Here is a 15459-nt window from a genome sequence, read left to right on the forward strand (position 1 = left end):
GAGCGTGCGGGGGTCGAGCCCGCCGCCACCGCCCGAGGTGGCGGGGGCCGCCTGGGGGGCGGGCGTGGGAGCGGGCGCGGGGGCGGGGGCGGGTGCCTGGGCCGGGGACTGAGCCCCGCCCGCCGGGGCGGCGGTGGGCCAGCCGCCCGGCCGACGGCCGCCACCGGCGGAGACGGCGGTGGGCCAGGCGCCGGGGGCGGCGGGCGCGGGCGGAGCGCCGGAGGGCGCCGGGGCGGGAGCGGGGGGCTGCTGGGCCGGCGCGGCGGGAGGGGCGACGGGAGGCGCGGAAACGGGAGCCGGGGCGGGAGCGGGCGCCGGGGCCGGCCCCCGCACGGCGGCCCGGGCGGCGGCGGGGCCGCCTCCCGGCTCGACGGAGCCCTCTCCCGGCGCTCCTCCGTGGACCTCCGGCCCGGGGACGTACGCCATGGCGGGCGCGCCGGCACCGGTTCCGGCGCCGCCCGCGGAGAAGTTCACCCCGCGCTCGATCCGGTCCAGCCGGGCCATGACCGAGCGCTCGTCGCCGTAGGCGGCGGGCAGCAGCACGCGCGCGCAGATCAGCTCGAGCTGGAGGCGCGGCGAGTTGGCGCCGCGCATCTCGGTGAGCCCTTCGTTGACGAGGTCGGCGGCGCGGCTGAGCTCGGCGGCCCCGAAGGTGCCGGCCTGTGCCTGCATCCGCTCGATCACGTCGGCGGGGGCGTCGATGAGCCCCTTCTCGGCGGCGTCGGGAACGGCGGCGAGGATGACGAGGTCCCGCAGCCGCTCCAGCAGGTCCGCGACGAACCTGCGCGGATCGTTGCCGCCCTCGATCACCCGGTCGACGACCTCGAAGGCGGCGGCGCCGTCACCGGTCGCGAAGGCCTCGACGACGGAGTCGAGCAGTGAGCCGTCCGTGTACCCCAGCAGGGAGGTGGCCATGGCGTACGTCACACCGTCCTCGCCCGCGCCGGCGAGGAGCTGGTCCATGACGGACATCGAGTCACGCACGGATCCGGCGCCGGCCCGCACGACGAGCGGCAGCACGCCCTCCTCGACCGGGATGTCCTCCTTCCCGCACACCTCGCCGAGGTAGTCCCGCAGCGTGCCGGGCGGCACCAGCCGGAACGGGTAGTGGTGCGTACGCGACCGGATGGTCCCGATGACCTTCTCGGGCTCGGTGGTCGCGAAGATGAACTTCAGATGCTCCGGGGGCTCCTCGACGACCTTGAGCAGCGCGTTGAAACCGGCCGACGTGACCATGTGGGCCTCGTCGATGATGTAGATCTTGTACCGGCTGCCCGCGGGCCCGAAGAACGCCTTCTCGCGCAGGTCACGGGCGTCGTCCACGCCACCGTGGGAAGCGGCGTCGATCTCGATGACGTCGATCGAACCCGGTCCGTTGCGCGCGAGGTCCTGGCAGGACTGGCACTCCCCGCACGGCGTCGGGGTCGGGCCCTTCTCGCAGTTCAAGCACCGCGCCAGGATCCGCGCGCTGGTCGTCTTGCCGCATCCGCGCGGACCGCTGAACAGGTAGGCGTGATTGACCCGGTTGTTCCGCAGCGCCTGCTGCAACGGGTCGGTGACATGCTCCTGCCCGATGACCTCGGCGAACGACTCCGGGCGATAACGGCGGTACAGCGCGAGAGACGACACGCCTACGAGGTTATAGGCGCGCACCGACAACCGGACCGGACGCCGGACACCCGGAACGCAAGCGCCCCCCACGCACCCGCCAGAGCCGACCTACCCTTGCTGCCTTCCGGCCCTGGGGGAGTTCAGTCAGATAGCGCCGCGTGAGGGGCTACGCAGAGGCTACCCCATGTCGCGGGTGGGGAACGAGTTCGCGAGCACTCCTCTCGGTCATGTAATGTTCCCACCGGAGGATTCGCCTAGAGGCCTAGGGCGCACGCTTGGAAAGCGTGTTGGGGGCAACCCCTCACGAGTTCGAATCTCGTATCCTCCGCCAGTGCCTCACCGGGCACGATGTCGAAGGGCCCCCTGGAAACAGGGGGCCCTTCGACGTTGTCCGTCCAAGTCATCAGGCGGCATCGCCCACACCACGCTCACCCGGGCCATGGACGTCCTGACCGGGAAACGGGTGGTGGCGGCCGAGCTGCCGCTCTCACCGCGGCCGTCGAAGGAACGCCGTCACCGGGTGGCCGACCCCTACCTGCGGTTCCGGCCGGCCTTCCTGGGTCCGCACATGGCGGAGATCGAGCGGATGCGGGGAGACCTCACGCCGAGCCGGATCAAGGAGCAGTGGACGAGCTGGCGGGGCCGCGCGATCGAGCCCTTGGTCCGGGAATCCCTCGCCCGCGTCCTGCCGGACGGTCCCCTGCCCGCCGCTCCGGCGATCGGCGGGTACTGGACCCGCGGCAACGATGTCGAGATCGACCTGGTGGGCGCCGACCGTCAGCCGGTGGCCGAGCAGTTGTTCTTCCTCGGCTCGGTCGAGTGGCTGGAGAACTCCGCGTTCGACAGCCACGACCTGACCGCACTGCAGAAGCACCGGGCAGCGCTCACCGACGAGCCGCTGCCGCTCGTGGCGGTCTCCCGCAGCGGGGTCGCCTGTTCCGGCCTCCAGGCGGTGTACGGCCCCGAGGAACTGCTCAGCGCGTGGCGCGGGGCGTGAGCGGGAACCGAACCGCCGGGCGCGGTACTCGACGGGGTTTCCAGGAGGGGGATCGCTCCGCAACCCGCTCGGCGCGGCGACGTTCCGCGTCGCCGGGCGCGGGAGGCGATTCCTCCGCGGTCGGATATCGCTCACCGGCGATGACTTCTCTCCGGAACGGGAGTCTCCTTCGGGACCGCCCTCGCCGGACGCCCGCCGTCCGGGCCGGGGGCACCGCAGACCACGACCCCTGACAGGAGTCCAGCCCGCATGACCGATCAGGCACTCACAGCGGACCGCCACCGCGGAACCGGGACATGGCCCTTGATCCACGCCGAGCGAGCGGCGCTGGCCGCCGATCTCGCGGGCCTGACGGACGAGCAGTGGGAAACCCCCTCGCTCTGCGCCGGGCTGACGGTGCGTGAGGTGCTGGCGCACCTGACCGCGGGCGCGAGCCTCAACGCCGTGCGCTGGCTGGCGGGGGTGGTCCGCTGCCGGTTCGACTTCGACCGGCAGGTGGCCGTGCGGCTGGCCGAGCAGCTCGGCGCGTCCCCGGGCGAGACCCTCGAACGCTTCCGGCGCACCGTCCCGAGCACGACCAAGCCTCCGCTGCCCGCCATCGCCATGCTGGGCGAGACGATCGTGCACGGGGAGGACATCAGGCGTCCGCTGGGCATCCGCCGCGACCACCCGATCGACGTCGTCACCCGGACGGCCGAGTACTACCGGGGCTCGGACCTCGTGGTCGTCGCCAGGGGACGCATCGGCGGTCTGCGACTGGTGGCGGACGACGGCCCGTTCACGACCGGTTCCGGGCCTCTCGTGTCCGGACGCACCCTGGCCCTGGTGATGGCGATGACGGGGCGCGCGGCGTACTGCGACGACCTCGAAGGCGACGGCGTGGACCTCCTCCGCGGTCGCTGCGGGCCGGCGTGACACGGGGCCGCGGCGGCCGGCCCGGCCGTCAGGCGCGGGCGAGTTCCGCCGCCCCGAAGGAGACGTCGAAGCGGTCGCACCAGATGCTGACGCTGGTGTAGCGGGACGGGTCGACGTCCTCGGGCACGGGGTAGTTCTGACTGCCCTTGTTGCCCTTGAGCCTGCCGAGGCTGACGTACCGGCCGTCGTCGAAGACGTGCCAGCCGGCGCGTCCCTCCCTCACCGGGGCGTCGGTCAGCCACACGCGCAGGTCGGGGCCGTTGCTGGTGTCGAGCCCCTCCAGGCGCACCACATGGCTGCCGTCGGCCAGCCGTACGAACGTCACCGTGCCGGACGTCGGGTGCTCGTGGCTGATCAGCTCGCCGCTCGCCAGCACCGTCGGGCCGGCCGGAGGCGGGGCGGCCGTCGCCCCGGACGGCGCCTCGGCGGGCGGTGCCGAGGCGGGTGCCGTGACCTCGGGCAGCGCCTCCCGCACCGTCTCGTCCTGCCACAGCCTCCACGGCTGGAACCAGTACAGTCCGAAGCCGCCCGCGACCACCGCCACCAGCAGCGCTCCGGCCGCCCACGGCCCGCACCACGCACCGCGTGCCCGTCCCATGTCGCCCCGTCCTTCCGGGAGTCGCCCGTTCCGGCTCCCCATTCAACGGGGTGGATCGACGATCCGGAGCGTGTGGCGGATGACGGAATCCTTACGCCTCCCGGCGTCGGCCGCCCGTCACGTGGTCAGCGGGCGATCTCCACCTGCCGCACCTCGCTCACCTGGTCCACCTCGGAGACCCGGATCGTCAGTCTCATCGTCCAGGTGCCTTCGAGGGGGAGGGTGAGGTCGTTGGTGGCCCAGTAGCCGCCCCGGTCGGTCAGCCCGGCGTCGATGGGGCCGACGTCCTTCGCCGCGAGGGTGAAGGAGACGCGGAGTTCCGGGACGAAGGTCAGGGCGCCCCGGGGGCCGAAGACCACCGCCTGGAGGCCGTTCTCGCCGACCCGGCCCGGGTCCATCGTGAGCTGGACCGTGCCCCGGCCGCCGGGGGTGCCCGCGTCGTAGGGGATCGTGAACGCCTCCGCCCCGGGCAGGCCGGCCACCTGCGGCTCGGGGGCCCTGGCCGCCTCGGCCTCCGCGCGGGCGGGGAGGGTGCCGGTCAGCACCGTGGTGACCAGCAGGACGACCACCGCCACGAGGACCTCGGCCAGTACGGAGCGGCGCAGGGCGCGGCGCCGGCGGTCGTCCGGTCCGTCCGCCGGCGGGACCGCCGGCCTCGGCCCGGGCTCGGGCTCCGGCTCGGGCTCGGGCTCGGGCTCGGGCTCGGGCTCGGGCTCGGGCTCCGGAGGGGGGCCGGACGCGCCCACCGGTTCCGGTACGCGCTCCTCGGCCGCCGCCGGTCGCGCCAGCAGGGCCGTCCAGCGGCGGGACAGGGCCGCCGCCGGCAACAGGAAGAGCACTGCGGCGAGTTTGACGGTCAGGGCCCGGCCGTACGACGTCTCCGTGAGGGCGGACCAGGAGCCCAGGCCGCGCCAGGACTGGTAAACGCCGGTGACGACGAGGACGGTCACCGAGGCGAGGGCCAGGCGGGAGAAGCGCGTGACCGTGGCGACCGGCGGCGGGGTCTTCGCGCGGTGCAGGGTGAGGAGGAGGGCGGTCAGGCCGCCGAGCCAGCACGCCGTCGCCAGCAGGTGGAGCACGGACGACGTCATGGCGAGCGGGACCTGGATCCCGGCGGAGGCGTGCTCGGCCGCCGCCCAGGTCAGGGCCAGGGCGACGGAGAGTGCCGCGCCGGCCGCCAGGCGGGTGCGGGGGGTGCGGCGCCGGAGGAGCGGGACGAGGAGCGCCGCGGCCAGGAGCAGGGCGAGGCGGGTCAGCAGGGCGAGGCCCGGACGGCCGGTGAGGGTGTCGGCGGACGCGGAGAGGTCGAGGGCGGTCGCGGGGGAGGCGCCGTTCTCGTAGGGGGCGCGCAGGACGAGCAGGGCGACCGTGGCCGTCAGCAGGGTCCACCAGCCGGTGAGCAGCGGCGCCCGCAGCGGGGCGGGGTCCGGCGGCCGGCACAGCGCCGCGAAGGCCGCCGCGCCGATGAGCAGCGCGGCGGCGATGTAGGCGAGGTAGCGGCCGGTGTCGTAGAGGCTCTTGGTGACCGGGTGCTCGGCGTGGTCCGCGGGGGCCGCGGGCGGGGTGGGCGAGGGCGCGCCGACGGAGAAGGTGAGGGCGCCGGAGACCGGGTGGCTGTCGGCGGAGACGACCCGCCAGGCCACCGTGTACGTGCCGTCGGCGAGGCCGCCGGGCAGGTCCGCGCGGGCGGTGTCCGAGGCGTCGTCCGCGTGCTGCGGCTCGCCCAGGTGGACTCGGCGGTTGTCGGGGCCGTAGACGCGGAAGGAGTCCTCGAGCAGGCCGACGGACTCCGTGAAGGTCAGGGTGATGCGGCCGGGCGCGGACTCCACGACGCTTCCGTCCTCGGGGTCGCTGCCGCGGAGGGCGGCGTGGGCGCTCGCCGGGGCCGCGCCGCCGAGGAGCAGCAGGACCAGCACGGCGCCCAGCAGCACCGGCCCGCGAAGTCGCCGGGGTCCGCGGCGGCCCGGGGTCCCGTCCCGTCCGCCCCCGCCCGTCGCCCCGTTACCGCGTCGTCGCACGTCGTCCCCGCCTTCCGGCCATCCGGCTACGGGTTACGTACGGACGGCGGGCGCGGTCTGCTCACCGGTTCACCAGGGGGGCCGGGCCGAGACCCCTCCGTCCGCCACCAGGTCGTGGCCGCTCACCCAGGACGCGAACGGGGAGGCCGGGCACGCGCAGGCGTCGCCGATGTCCTCCGGGCGGCCGGTCCGGCCCACGGCGGACGCCTGCCGCCGGCGCCGCACGCCCTCCGGCCGCTCCTCCGCCGGGCCCTCCCGGTCGATCAGGCCGGGCGGGACGGTGTCGGCGGGCGGCCGGTGCGGGGCGGGGAAGTCGCCGGGGGCGTCGGTGAGCAGGGTGACGATCGCGGTGTTCCCGGGGCGGGCGTCGGGGCGGGCGGGACCGGCCCGGGTCTGCCGGAACCGGCCGCCCTCGCGGGGGATCGGCTCCGGTTCGCAGTGGGCGACCAGGTCGTCGGGAGTCACCCGCCGAAGGCTGCCTCGCGGGTGAGGAAGGCGAGTCGGGCCTTCTTCTCCGGCAGGTACACGTCCGGGAGGTCGATCTCCGGCAGGACGACCTCGGGGCCGGCGGTGAAGCCCTGCCGGAGGAAGCGGGCGACGGCCTTCTCGTTGGCCACGTCCGGGTCGACGACCACGCGCCGCCGGTCCAGGCCCAGCAGGACGTACGCGGCGACGGCGCCCACCAGGGCGGCGGTCCAGCCGGTGCGCGGACGTCCGGCGTCGGCCGGGGCGATCAGCAGGTGGACGCCGATGTCGCCGGGTTCGACGGGGTAGCAGTCGCCGACGCGGTCGGCCTCCGGTTCGTACGTCTGGAGCAGCGCGGCCGGTTCGCCGTCCTTGAGGACGAGGTACGCGTGGTGGGTGTCGAGGGTGTCCATATGGGCGTAGACCTCGGCGACCTGCTGTGCGGTGAGGCCGTTCATGCCCCAGAAGACGGCGCGTTCCTCGCTCACCCAGCGGTGCAGGAGGGGCGCGTCGGCGGCCGGGTCCAGCGGCAGGACGCGTACGGCGCCGAAGCCGTCGACCGTCTGCTCGTGGACGGCGGTGCGGGAGGCGTACGGGTCAGACATCGGTCTCCTTCGTCAGCCGCGCCCAGTCGGTGAGGACCGGGGCCAGGTCTCCGGCGAGCCACAGGGGCTGCTGGTCGCGGTGGTGGGGTGAGCCGGGTACGCCGGACGCGCCCAGCGGCACCACCCAGCGGCTCTTCTCCCGGTCGGCCAGGTCCCAGACGTAGCGGGCGGCCGGGCCGCGCGCGGCGAGGTCGGTGAGGCCGGGCACGGGGGAGGTGCACAGCACGCAGTCGTGGTCGCCGGAGAGGCCGGGTTCCCCGTACGGCTCCGTCGGCGGCAGCGCCCGCCAGGGGGCCAGGCGGTGGGTGTCGCCCCAGGTGCCGGCGGGCGGCCGGGCGGCCACCTCCTCCAGGGCCGCGCGGACCACCGCGGGGCGGTCGACGCCGAACAGGTCCTCGGCGGAGAGGAGGTGTGCGAGGGCGTGGCCGACGCGCGGGACGAGGGCGAGCCAGGGGAGGAAGACCTCGGGGTACGGGGGTGGCGTGGCCGCCGCGGCGAAGGCGGGCTGCGCGGCGAGCCGGCGTACGACCGCGCTCCGCACGGCCGCGAAGACGGCCGCGTCGGCGCTGTCCGCGTCCATCCGGCGGTCCCAGCGCAGGAGGCGGTCGCGCAGGGCGGCGGCGGGGGCGCTCAAACCGGCGCTCGGGGCGTCGGCCGTGGCGGTGGCGGGGCCGTCGAGGGCGGCGAGGAGGTCCAGCAGGGGGGCGGCGGAGGCGAGGTGGGTGTCCATGTGGAGGGCGGACATGTCGGCGGCGGACCAGCGGGTCCGCCGCGCCAGCAGCGCGGTGATGCGGTCGGCGCGGTGCGGCGGGGCGAACTCGACGCCCAGCGGGGTGGCCGGGCCGCGCTGGTTCGCCATCACGGCGACGCCGTCGGTCAGTCCGGCGCGCGGCGGCTCGTGCCAGCCCCGCCACTCGTGGCCGGGTTCCCACGCCGGCACCAGGCGGGTCCGGTTGGCCTCGGAGCGGACCGGGACCCGGCCGGCCACCCGGTGCAGGGTGCCGCCCTCGGTGTCGGCGGCCATGACCACGTTGACCGGTTCGGCCCACAGGTCGACGGCGCGGTCCACGTCGGCGGCCCGGCGGGCCCGCAGCAGCGGCAGCAGGGCGCCGAAGCCGAGGTCGCCGGTGACGCGGGGCGGGTGGCGCAGGGCGACGGCGAGCGGGGGTTCGCCGGGTTCGGGCACGCCGTCGTCGAGGCCCTCGGGGCCGCCGATGACGACGGGGCCCCGGTCGGTCTCGATGACCTCGACCTCGACCGGCTCCTCGCCCGCCACCTCGACGGTCTCGGTGTGCCGGGCGGCCCGCCGCCACGTCCCGTCCGGGCCGAGCGCCTCCACGCCCGCGCCGGTGCGCCGCAGTTGCTCGCGGTAGAGATCCTGGTAGTCGGCCATGGCGTTGGTGATGGCCCAGGCGACCGTGCCGGTGTGGCCGAAGTGGGCGATGCCGGGAACGCCGGGCACGGCGAGGCCGACGACGTCGAACTCCGGGCAGGACAGGCGGATCTGCTGGTAGACGCCGGGGTCCTCGATGAAGCGGTGCGGGTCTCCGGCGATCACCGCGTGCCCGGTGACCGTGCGCTGCCCGGCGACCAGCCAGCCGTTGCTGCCGGAGGTGCCGGGCCCGTCGGAGGCGAACAGGCCGACGGCGTCCGCGCCGAGGTGGGCGGCGATGTGCGTGCGCCAGAGCTTGGCGGGAAAGCCGGCGAACAGGATGTGGGCGGAGAGCCAGACCGCGAGCGGGGTCCAGGGCTCCCAGCGACCGGGACGGAGTCCCGTGCGGGCGAACTCGGGGGCGGCCCCGGACACCGGACTCACGCCGCCGCCGTCGGCCGACCCATCGGCCCGAGGTCCGGAGCCGGCCGCCGCCCTTCGCGGACCCGCCTCCCCGACGGCCCCGGAGCGGGCCTCGGACACCGGACCCCCGCCACCGGCCCGCCCGACCGGACTCCCGAAACCACGGCCCGCCGGGCCCACCGACCCATCGGCCCGAGAACCGGGGCCGCCGGCCGACACACCACGACCCGCCTCCCCGGCGGACGCGGAGCCGGCCCCGGACACCGGGTCCCCGCCGTCGGTCGGCGGGCCGGAGCCCGTGTCCCCGGGGGCTGCCAGGCCGTCGTTCACTCCGGACACGTACGCCCGTACCCACTCCGCCGTCTCCGGGTCCGTCCGTCGCAGTTCGGTCCAGCAGCGGCGGGCCGTGTCGGCCAGGCGGGCGCGGCGGACGAAGAGGTCCCAGGGGAGCGCCTCGGGGCCGAGGAAGGAGGCCGAGGTGCCCTGCGCGCGGTGCCGTTCGACCTCGAGCTGCCAGGCCCGGTCGAGGGCGGTGACCCGGCCCTGGGCGTACGCGAGCCCGTTCGCGCTCTCCGCGCGCAGATGGGGGATGCCCCAGGGGTCCCGGAAGATCTCGCCGACCACTGCGCCCTCATTTCCCATTAGGTTAGGCTCCCCTAAGTAAATCGTGGCGAAATCGTACGCGAAAGGTGAGGACGCGATGGGGCAGGGGCGGGGTTGGGAGGGCACGGTCCTCAAACTGCTGCGCGCGAAGGACTTCACGTTCACCGTGACCGGCACGGAGGACGTCACCGCCGCCTACCGGCGGGTGCGCTTCACCGACGGCGGGATGCTGGCGGCGACCGGCGACCACCCGACGATGTGGGTGCGACTGTGGTTCGACAACGCGGGCAGGCCGCACCAGCGGGCGTACACCCTGGTCGACCCCGACCCGGCGGCCGGCTCCTTCAGCCTGGAGTTCGCGCTGCACGAGGGGTGCGCCAGCGACTGGGCCAGGGCGGCGAAGCCGGGCGACACCATCGAGGCGACCGTGCGGGGCACGGGTTTCCAGGAGCCGGACCCCGGCCCCTCCCACCTCGTCGCGATCGGCGATCCGGCCTCGCTGCCGGCCATCAACTCGCTGCTCGGCGCGCTGTGCGCGACTCCGGCGACCGTCTGGTTCGAGGGCGCCCTCGACGGGCTGCCCTTCCGGGCCGACCCCGACCGGATCGAGGTGCGCGAGGTCCCCCGGTCGGGGGCGGGGGCGGCGCTGCTCGAACGGGTCCGGGCCGACCTGCCCGAGCTGCTGCGGTCCACCCCCGACCCGTACGTGTGGATCGCCTGCGACACCGCGACCACCCGCGCGCTGTCGGCGTTCGTGCGCAAGGAACTGGGCGTGCCCAAGCAGCGGGTGAACGCGCTGGGGTACTGGCGCGCGGGCTGAGCCGGGACGCGCGACCGCCGAAGCGCGGACGCCGTTCCTCGCCCCGCCCGGCCCCGGCGTCGGGGCCGGGGCGCTGCCGGACCGCGGCCCGCCCGGCGCGGACGGTCCGAAGGCGCCGGGAGCGCGGCGTACGCACCCGGGGCGTCCGCCGCGCCGCTCTCCGACAGCCCGGCCGCGCACCGGCGCCCGGGCCGGGCGGCGGGACGCCGCCGACGCCGGGGAACCGCGGAGGCGGCCGGAGGAACCCCGGCTCCGGCAAGCGGGAGGCCCGCCCCCTCGCCCCGCCGGCCGAGCGGCCCGGCGAGAGGCCCGCGGGTCGGCTGGAGGCCCGCGGCCCGGCGGGAGGCCGCGTGCGCCACGGCGAAGGGACGCCCCGGTGCTCCGCCGCCGGCCTCACGGGCCGGAGCCGTCGGCCGAAGTCCGGACGCGCCCGCGGGAAGTGAAGGCCGCGAAGGTTCCGGAAAGCGGACGAAGGCCTTCTCGGGGAGGACGGACGAACGGCGGGGCGCCCCGGAATCGGTGGCCGGCGGCCCGGCCCCACGACCGGTCGTATCAGACCACCATTCCGTTTCGTCCGGTATTCGGGCGTCTTTTCCGGCGTCGCGCTGCGTCGCCATGGCTGCGCCCGGAACGCGTCGACCGGTAGGCTTTCCGTGTGATCTTCAAGCGCATCGGAAACGGCCGGCCGTACCCCGACCACGGCCGGGAAAGCACCCGGCAGTGGGCGGACGTCGCGCCGCGCCCGGTCCGCCTCGATCAGCTCGTGACGACCAAGCAGCAGCTCGACCTCGAGACCCTCCTCGCCGAGGACTCGACCTTCTACGGCGACCTCTTCGCGCACGTCGTGAAGTGGCAGGGCGATCTGTACCTGGAGGACGGGCTGCACCGCGCGGTGCGGGCCGCGCTCCAACAGCGCCAGGTGCTGCACGCCCGCGTGCTCGAACTGGGCTGACGCCCCACCGGCGTTCTCCCGCGCGACGCGGTTTGACCCTTTCGGGTTGGACTGCACACGGTCGGATGATCATCTGGTATGCATTACCGCCCGAGCGCACTACGCTGCGCCCATGAGCATGCTCACTCCACCCGGCATGGGCGGCCAGTACCGGATCACGGGTGACAAGTACCCGCGGATGCGCCGTCCCCGGCGGCGCGGCAGGCTCGTCGGCCTCACCGTCGCCTCCGCGGCCGTGCTCGGTGTGGGCGGCTGGGGCACGCTCCAGCTCATCGACGTGTTCACCGGAGGCGACGACCCCGCTCCCGCGAGCGGCACCAAGGCGGCCTGCGCCGACACGGTGAGCCGCACGGTCGCGCCGAAGCCGCTGCCCGCTCCCGGGACCATCACGGTCAACGTCCTCAACGCCACGACCCGCGGCGGACTCGCCCAGAAGACCGCCGACGAGCTGAAGAAGCGCGGCTTCAAAATCGGCGAGGTCGGCAACGCGACCGAGCAGTACGACAAGAAGGTCAAGGGCGCCGGCGTGCTCCTCGGACCCGCCACCGCCCTCGACACCTCGCTGCCGGTGCTCGGCGTCCAGCTCGCCGGCGCCGAACACCGTACCGACCCCGCCCGCAAGGGCTCCGAGGTCGACCTGATCATCGGCGACGGGTTCAAGGACCTGACGAGGAAGGCGGACGCCGACCGGGCCCTGACCGCACTGGCCGAGCCCGAGGCGACGCCCGCCCCGAAGAAGAACTGCTGAGCCGGAGGAGAACCGCCGGGCCGCGGGGCCGCGGGTGTTACTCCGCCGCCCCGTACATCCGGTCCCCCGCGTCGCCGAGGCCCGGCACGATGTAGCCGTGCTCGTTGAGCCGCTCGTCGACCGACGCCGTCACCACCGTCACCGGGGTGCCGGCCAGCTCGCGCTCCATGACCTCGACGCCCTCGGGCGCGGCCAGCAGCACCACGGCGGTCACGTCGTCCGCGCCGCGCCGGATCAGCTCCTGGATCGCCGCGACCAGCGTGCCGCCGGTGGCGAGCATCGGGTCCAGGACGTAGACCTGGCGCCCGGAGAGGTCCTCCGGCATCCGGGTGGTGTACGTCGAGGCCTGCAGCGTCTCCTCGTTGCGGATCATGCCGAGGAAGCCCACCTCGGCGGTCGGCAGCAGCCGCACCATGCCGTCCAGCATGCCGAGGCCGGCCCGCAGGATCGGCACCACCAGCGGGCGCGGGTGGGAGAGCTTGACACCCGTGGTCCGCTCGACCGGCGTCTGGATGTCGACCTGTTCGGTGCGCACGTCGCGCGTGGCCTCGTAGGCGAGCAGGGTGACCAGCTCGTCGGCGAGACGGCGGAAGGTCGCGGAGTCGGTGCGCTGGTCGCGCAGCGTGGTGAGCTTGTGGGCGACCAGGGGGTGGTCGACGACGTGGAGACGCATGGCGTCAACATTAACCGGGCCCGATGGGCCCGGTGTCCCCGCACACGGCGAGCCCCCTCCGCACCCACCGCTCCTTCCCTGGCGTCAAACCGCCCGTCCGGGGGAAGGTGGGAAGGACGGACTGGGGTGGTGAGCCAATGCCTGAGCAGGACGACCGAGACGTTCCGTCACCGCGCGGGACACCCGATCCGGCGGAGACGGAGGCCGAGCGGCGGCGGCGCCGCGCCCGGTTCCTGCGCGAACTCGCCGAGGCCCGGGCCCTGCGCGAGCGGGTCCAGCCGCGCCGCGCCAAGGCCGCCCGGCTGCGCCACGCGATGCGCATGCGCACCTTCCGCTGGTAGCCGGCCGCGGGAGGACCCCCTCCCACCGCGGGAAAATCCCACCCGGCCGCGGGAAGATCGCGCCACACCCACACGTTTGCCGAAGTGCCCGTGCGGGGAGGGCGCGTGAGTCCGCGTACGATCCGCACGTGGCGGCAAGGAGTGCGCTGGTGGGTCCTTCGTGGGCGCACTCGGCTCACTACGATCAAAATGCCGGACACAGGGAGCCGAAGACGTCCCCTGATGGCCTTGTTTCTGCCACGATTCCGAATGGGTGGGGCTCGAAGCACTGTCCCCCCGCCCGCGACACCTCCGCCGGGGGGACCCCCAACCGGCACGCCTATGACCAGTGGGAGAGTCACGGTGTACTTCGCCGCACTGCTCGCGCGCACCGAAGACGGGTGGGAAGCGAGCGACACGGAGCTCGATGATGTGGAGACCCTGCCGGATCTGGCCGACCTGGCCCGGGAGGCCTCTCCCGACGAGGACACGGTGCTCGTGCTGATCGAGCAGGAGGGCGGCTGGTTCGGCGTCGTCCGCGTGGACGGCGAGGAGGACCCCCGGGTCTACGTCTCCGACGCCGCGGCCGCCGCCCGCAGCAGCTACGGCGAGATCCTGCTCACCGACGAGCTGCTCGGCCGGGAACCCGGGGACGACGGCCCCGACCTGGACGCCCTCGACCTCGACGGCACGGAGGACGGTGAACCGGACGACGACGACACCGGCGTCGGCGCCGCGTCCGCCGGCGGCGCCGACGCCGTGCCGCACGGCCCGGTCGGTGACGCGCAGATCCTGGAGGACCTGGGCGTGAGCGAGAAGGAGTTGCGTTCGCTGACCGAGGACGCCGTCACCGAGATCGCCGACGCCCTGGGCGCCTCGGAGGTCCTGGAGACCGTCCGCTGACCGCGCGGGACGCACCGGGACCGCCGGACCCGGTGCGCGACCCCTGGCGGCCCGCGATGCGGCTCGCCCTGGACGAGGCCGAACGGGCCGTCCGGGGCGGGGACGTCCCCGTCGGCGCCGTCGTGCTGGCCCCGGACGGCACCGCCGTGCTGGCCGCCGCCCACAACGAGCGCGAGGCCGTCGGCGACCCCACGGCCCACGCGGAGGTCCTCGCCGTCCGGCGGGCCGCCGCGCGGCTCGGGGAGTGGCGGCTGTCCGGCTGCACCCTGGTGGTGACGCTGGAGCCGTGCACGATGTGCGCGGGCGCGATCCAGCAGTCGCGGGTGGACCGGGTGGTCTACGGCGCCCGGGACGAGAAGGCGGGCGCGGTCGGCTCGCTGTGGGACCTCGTCCGCGACCGGCGGCTCAACCACCGTCCCGAAGTGATCGAGGGCGTGCTCGCCGACGAGTGCGCCCGGCTGCTCACGGAGTTCTTCCGGAACCGCTGAATACCGATTTCAAACCACGCACCACCTTGCTGTAAGGTCTCCCTCGGTAGCGTGTCCGAGCGGCCGAAGGAGCTCGCCTCGAAAGCGAGTGTGGCGCAAGTCACCGAGGGTTCAAATCCCTCCGCTACCGCAGGTGAAGGGCCCCGTCGTCAGACGGGGCCCTTCGTGCGATCATGGGCCCGCTCGATACTCGTGTGACACCAGTGACAGGGGGGCCGCGATGGCGGTGAACGCGAAGAAGATCGCCGTCTACATCCTCGTGGTCTTCGTGCTGTACCTGATCATCACGGACCCGGAGACGGCGGCCGACTACGTCCAGATAGGGTTCGAGGGCATTTCGGACGCCGCGAAGGCCGTCGGCGACTTCATGACCTGGCTGGCCAACGGAGGAAAGTGATGATCCGCCACCTGGTGCTCTTCCGGCTGAACGAGGGCGTCGAGCGCGACGACCCGAGGGTCGTGGAGGGCGTGGAGGCCTTCCGCTCCCTGGGCGGCAGGATCCCGGAGATCCGCTTCTGGGAGTGCGCCTGGAACATCAGCGACCGCCCCATCGCCTACGACTTCGCCATCAACTCGGCGTTCGAGGACGCGGACGCGCTGCGCCGGTACGTGGAGCACCCCGAGCACCAGGCGGGTGTCGGACTGTGGCGCGAGTTCGCCACGTGGGTGATCGCCGACTACGAGTTCTGACCCCCCGTCCCACCGAGCCCCTCGCCGCGACGGCGGGGGGTTTTGTCGTGCGGTACGACCACTTCCGTCCGCCAACACGGAATATGCGGTGCTTGCGCACAGTGAGTCAGTCTTGTGATGCTATGACCGCTTTTGACGGATGGGTTGACGGACGATGTGAGCGATGAAGAGGTGGCGTTGACCGTGTCGGCCAGTACTGCGCCGCCCCAGGACGAGGTGTCCCCCGACGCGGTCCAGGCCCCGGCCCCCGCCTCCCCC

The 15459-nt window shown here is 74.5% G+C and carries 16 protein-coding genes, 2 tRNA genes, 1 other RNA gene and 1 pseudogene; 12 read left to right on the plus strand and 8 right to left on the minus strand.

Features of this window, described 5'->3' with window-relative positions:
• Positions 1–1629 (minus strand): DNA polymerase III subunit gamma and tau (locus ADK41_RS35735; RefSeq protein WP_053670352.1); only part of this gene is annotated, 1629 nt, incomplete at its 3' end.
• A 54-nt stretch (positions 1630–1683) separates the two neighbouring features.
• An RNA gene (gene ffs / locus ADK41_RS38460) (signal recognition particle sRNA small type) lies at positions 1684–1782 on the minus strand.
• Between the two features lie 72 nt (positions 1783–1854).
• Between ffs and ADK41_RS35740 the strand changes: the two genes are divergently transcribed.
• The 3 genes and pseudogenes from ADK41_RS35740 to ADK41_RS35750 all read left to right on the plus strand — a co-directional run bounded on the left by ADK41_RS35740 (position 1855) and on the right by ADK41_RS35750 (position 3523).
• Positions 1855–1942: transfer RNA gene (locus ADK41_RS35740), tRNA-Ser, on the plus strand.
• 63 nt (positions 1943–2005) lie between these two features.
• A pseudogene (locus ADK41_RS35745) lies at positions 2006–2608 on the plus strand (DUF234 domain-containing protein); the annotation flags it as partial.
• Positions 2609–2857: 249 nt separating this feature from the next.
• The gene (locus ADK41_RS35750) at positions 2858–3523 is read left to right on the plus strand and encodes a maleylpyruvate isomerase family mycothiol-dependent enzyme (protein WP_030820392.1); all 666 of its coding nucleotides are present in this window, start codon (positions 2858–2860) and stop codon (positions 3521–3523) included.
• Positions 3524–3551: 28 nt separating this feature from the next.
• On the opposite strand, the gene ADK41_RS35755 is transcribed toward ADK41_RS35750, so the two are convergent.
• The 5 genes from ADK41_RS35755 to ADK41_RS35775 form a co-directional block, all read right to left on the minus strand.
• Positions 3552–4121, minus strand: coding sequence for a DM13 domain-containing protein (locus ADK41_RS35755; RefSeq protein ID WP_030820390.1), 570 nt, complete (start codon positions 4119–4121; stop codon positions 3552–3554).
• A gap of 125 nt (positions 4122–4246) precedes the next feature.
• A complete protein-coding gene (locus ADK41_RS35760) occupies positions 4247–6052 on the minus strand; it encodes a copper resistance protein CopC (RefSeq protein WP_030820388.1) in 1806 nt (601 codons plus the stop codon).
• Between the two features lie 156 nt (positions 6053–6208).
• The gene (locus ADK41_RS35765) at positions 6209–6604 is read right to left on the minus strand and encodes an SDR family oxidoreductase (RefSeq protein ID WP_051842976.1); all 396 of its coding nucleotides are present in this window, start codon (positions 6602–6604) and stop codon (positions 6209–6211) included.
• Positions 6601–7209 (minus strand): GNAT family N-acetyltransferase, encoded by a 609-nt coding sequence (locus tag ADK41_RS35770; protein WP_030820383.1) that lies wholly within the window; start codon positions 7207–7209, stop codon positions 6601–6603. The genes ADK41_RS35765 and ADK41_RS35770 overlap by 4 nt, the downstream gene beginning before the upstream one ends.
• Positions 7202–9646, minus strand: a complete 2445-nt coding sequence (locus ADK41_RS35775) for a penicillin acylase family protein (RefSeq protein WP_078661808.1) — start codon at positions 9644–9646, stop codon at positions 7202–7204. Before ADK41_RS35775 ends, ADK41_RS35770 begins: the two co-directional genes overlap by 8 nt.
• A gap of 58 nt (positions 9647–9704) precedes the next feature.
• Here ADK41_RS35775 and ADK41_RS35780 point away from each other — a divergent pair, with 58 nt between their 5' ends.
• From ADK41_RS35780 to ADK41_RS35790, 3 genes are all read left to right on the plus strand, one after another.
• Positions 9705–10427 (plus strand): siderophore-interacting protein, encoded by a 723-nt coding sequence (locus ADK41_RS35780; RefSeq protein ID WP_030820379.1) that lies wholly within the window; start codon positions 9705–9707, stop codon positions 10425–10427.
• Positions 10428–11082: 655 nt separating this feature from the next.
• Positions 11083–11379 carry a type II toxin-antitoxin system VapB family antitoxin gene (locus tag ADK41_RS35785; protein ID WP_003986294.1) on the plus strand — a complete coding sequence of 99 codons (297 nt, stop codon included), beginning with the start codon at positions 11083–11085 and terminating at the stop codon, positions 11377–11379.
• A 136-nt stretch (positions 11380–11515) separates the two neighbouring features.
• The gene (locus tag ADK41_RS35790) at positions 11516–12127 is read left to right on the plus strand and encodes a LytR C-terminal domain-containing protein (RefSeq protein ID WP_030820378.1); all 612 of its coding nucleotides are present in this window, start codon (positions 11516–11518) and stop codon (positions 12125–12127) included.
• 37 nt (positions 12128–12164) lie between these two features.
• Here the strand turns inward: ADK41_RS35790 and upp are convergent, their stop codons facing one another.
• On the minus strand, positions 12165–12800 hold the full coding sequence (upp, locus tag ADK41_RS35795; RefSeq protein ID WP_030820376.1) for a uracil phosphoribosyltransferase: 636 nt from the start codon (positions 12798–12800) through the stop codon (positions 12165–12167).
• A gap of 137 nt (positions 12801–12937) precedes the next feature.
• Here upp and ADK41_RS35800 point away from each other — a divergent pair, with 137 nt between their 5' ends.
• The 6 genes from ADK41_RS35800 to ADK41_RS35820 all read left to right on the plus strand — a co-directional run bounded on the left by ADK41_RS35800 (position 12938) and on the right by ADK41_RS35820 (position 15201).
• Positions 12938–13141: a hypothetical protein gene (locus tag ADK41_RS35800; RefSeq protein ID WP_030820374.1), complete on the plus strand. Its 204-nt coding sequence runs from the start codon at positions 12938–12940 to the stop codon at positions 13139–13141.
• 342 nt (positions 13142–13483) lie between these two features.
• Positions 13484–14023 (plus strand): hypothetical protein, encoded by a 540-nt coding sequence (locus tag ADK41_RS35805; protein ID WP_030820372.1) that lies wholly within the window; start codon positions 13484–13486, stop codon positions 14021–14023.
• Positions 14024–14079: 56 nt separating this feature from the next.
• Positions 14080–14511 carry a tRNA adenosine(34) deaminase TadA gene (gene tadA, locus ADK41_RS35810; RefSeq protein ID WP_030820370.1) on the plus strand — a complete coding sequence of 144 codons (432 nt, stop codon included), beginning with the start codon at positions 14080–14082 and terminating at the stop codon, positions 14509–14511.
• Between the two features lie 45 nt (positions 14512–14556).
• A tRNA-Ser gene (locus ADK41_RS35815) sits at positions 14557–14641 on the plus strand.
• 90 nt (positions 14642–14731) lie between these two features.
• On the plus strand, positions 14732–14908 hold the full coding sequence (locus ADK41_RS41430) for a hypothetical protein (protein ID WP_030820368.1): 177 nt from the start codon (positions 14732–14734) through the stop codon (positions 14906–14908).
• Positions 14908–15201, plus strand: a complete 294-nt coding sequence (locus ADK41_RS35820) for a Dabb family protein (RefSeq protein ID WP_030820366.1) — start codon at positions 14908–14910, stop codon at positions 15199–15201. Before ADK41_RS41430 ends, ADK41_RS35820 begins: the two co-directional genes overlap by 1 nt.
• The last annotated feature ends 258 nt before the right edge of the window (positions 15202–15459 follow it).

It is taken from the genome of Streptomyces caelestis (assembly GCF_001279005.1).
GTDB classification, from domain to species: Bacteria; Actinomycetota; Actinomycetes; order Streptomycetales; family Streptomycetaceae; genus Streptomyces; species Streptomyces heliomycini.

Excerpts from the sequence above, each read along its gene's own strand:
- ADK41_RS35800 (WP_030820374.1), top strand. The coding sequence starts at position 12,938 with ATGCCTGAGCAGGACGACCGAGACGTTCCGTCACCGCGCGGGACACCC.
- upp (WP_030820376.1), bottom strand. The coding sequence starts at position 12,800 with ATGCGTCTCCACGTCGTCGACCACCCCCTGGTCGCCCACAAGCTCACC.
- ADK41_RS35755 (WP_030820390.1), bottom strand. The coding sequence starts at position 4,121 with ATGGGACGGGCACGCGGTGCGTGGTGCGGGCCGTGGGCGGCCGGAGCG.
- ADK41_RS35775 (WP_078661808.1), bottom strand. The coding sequence starts at position 9,646 with ATGGGAAATGAGGGCGCAGTGGTCGGCGAGATCTTCCGGGACCCCTGG.
- ADK41_RS35820 (WP_030820366.1), top strand. The coding sequence starts at position 14,908 with ATGATCCGCCACCTGGTGCTCTTCCGGCTGAACGAGGGCGTCGAGCGC.
- ADK41_RS35750 (WP_030820392.1), top strand. The coding sequence starts at position 2,858 with ATGACCGATCAGGCACTCACAGCGGACCGCCACCGCGGAACCGGGACA.
- ADK41_RS35770 (WP_030820383.1), bottom strand. The coding sequence starts at position 7,209 with ATGTCTGACCCGTACGCCTCCCGCACCGCCGTCCACGAGCAGACGGTC.
- tadA (WP_030820370.1), top strand. The coding sequence starts at position 14,080 with ATGCGGCTCGCCCTGGACGAGGCCGAACGGGCCGTCCGGGGCGGGGAC.
- ADK41_RS41430 (WP_030820368.1), top strand. The coding sequence starts at position 14,732 with ATGGCGGTGAACGCGAAGAAGATCGCCGTCTACATCCTCGTGGTCTTC.
- ADK41_RS35780 (WP_030820379.1), top strand. The coding sequence starts at position 9,705 with ATGGGGCAGGGGCGGGGTTGGGAGGGCACGGTCCTCAAACTGCTGCGC.
- ADK41_RS35790 (WP_030820378.1), top strand. The coding sequence starts at position 11,516 with ATGGGCGGCCAGTACCGGATCACGGGTGACAAGTACCCGCGGATGCGC.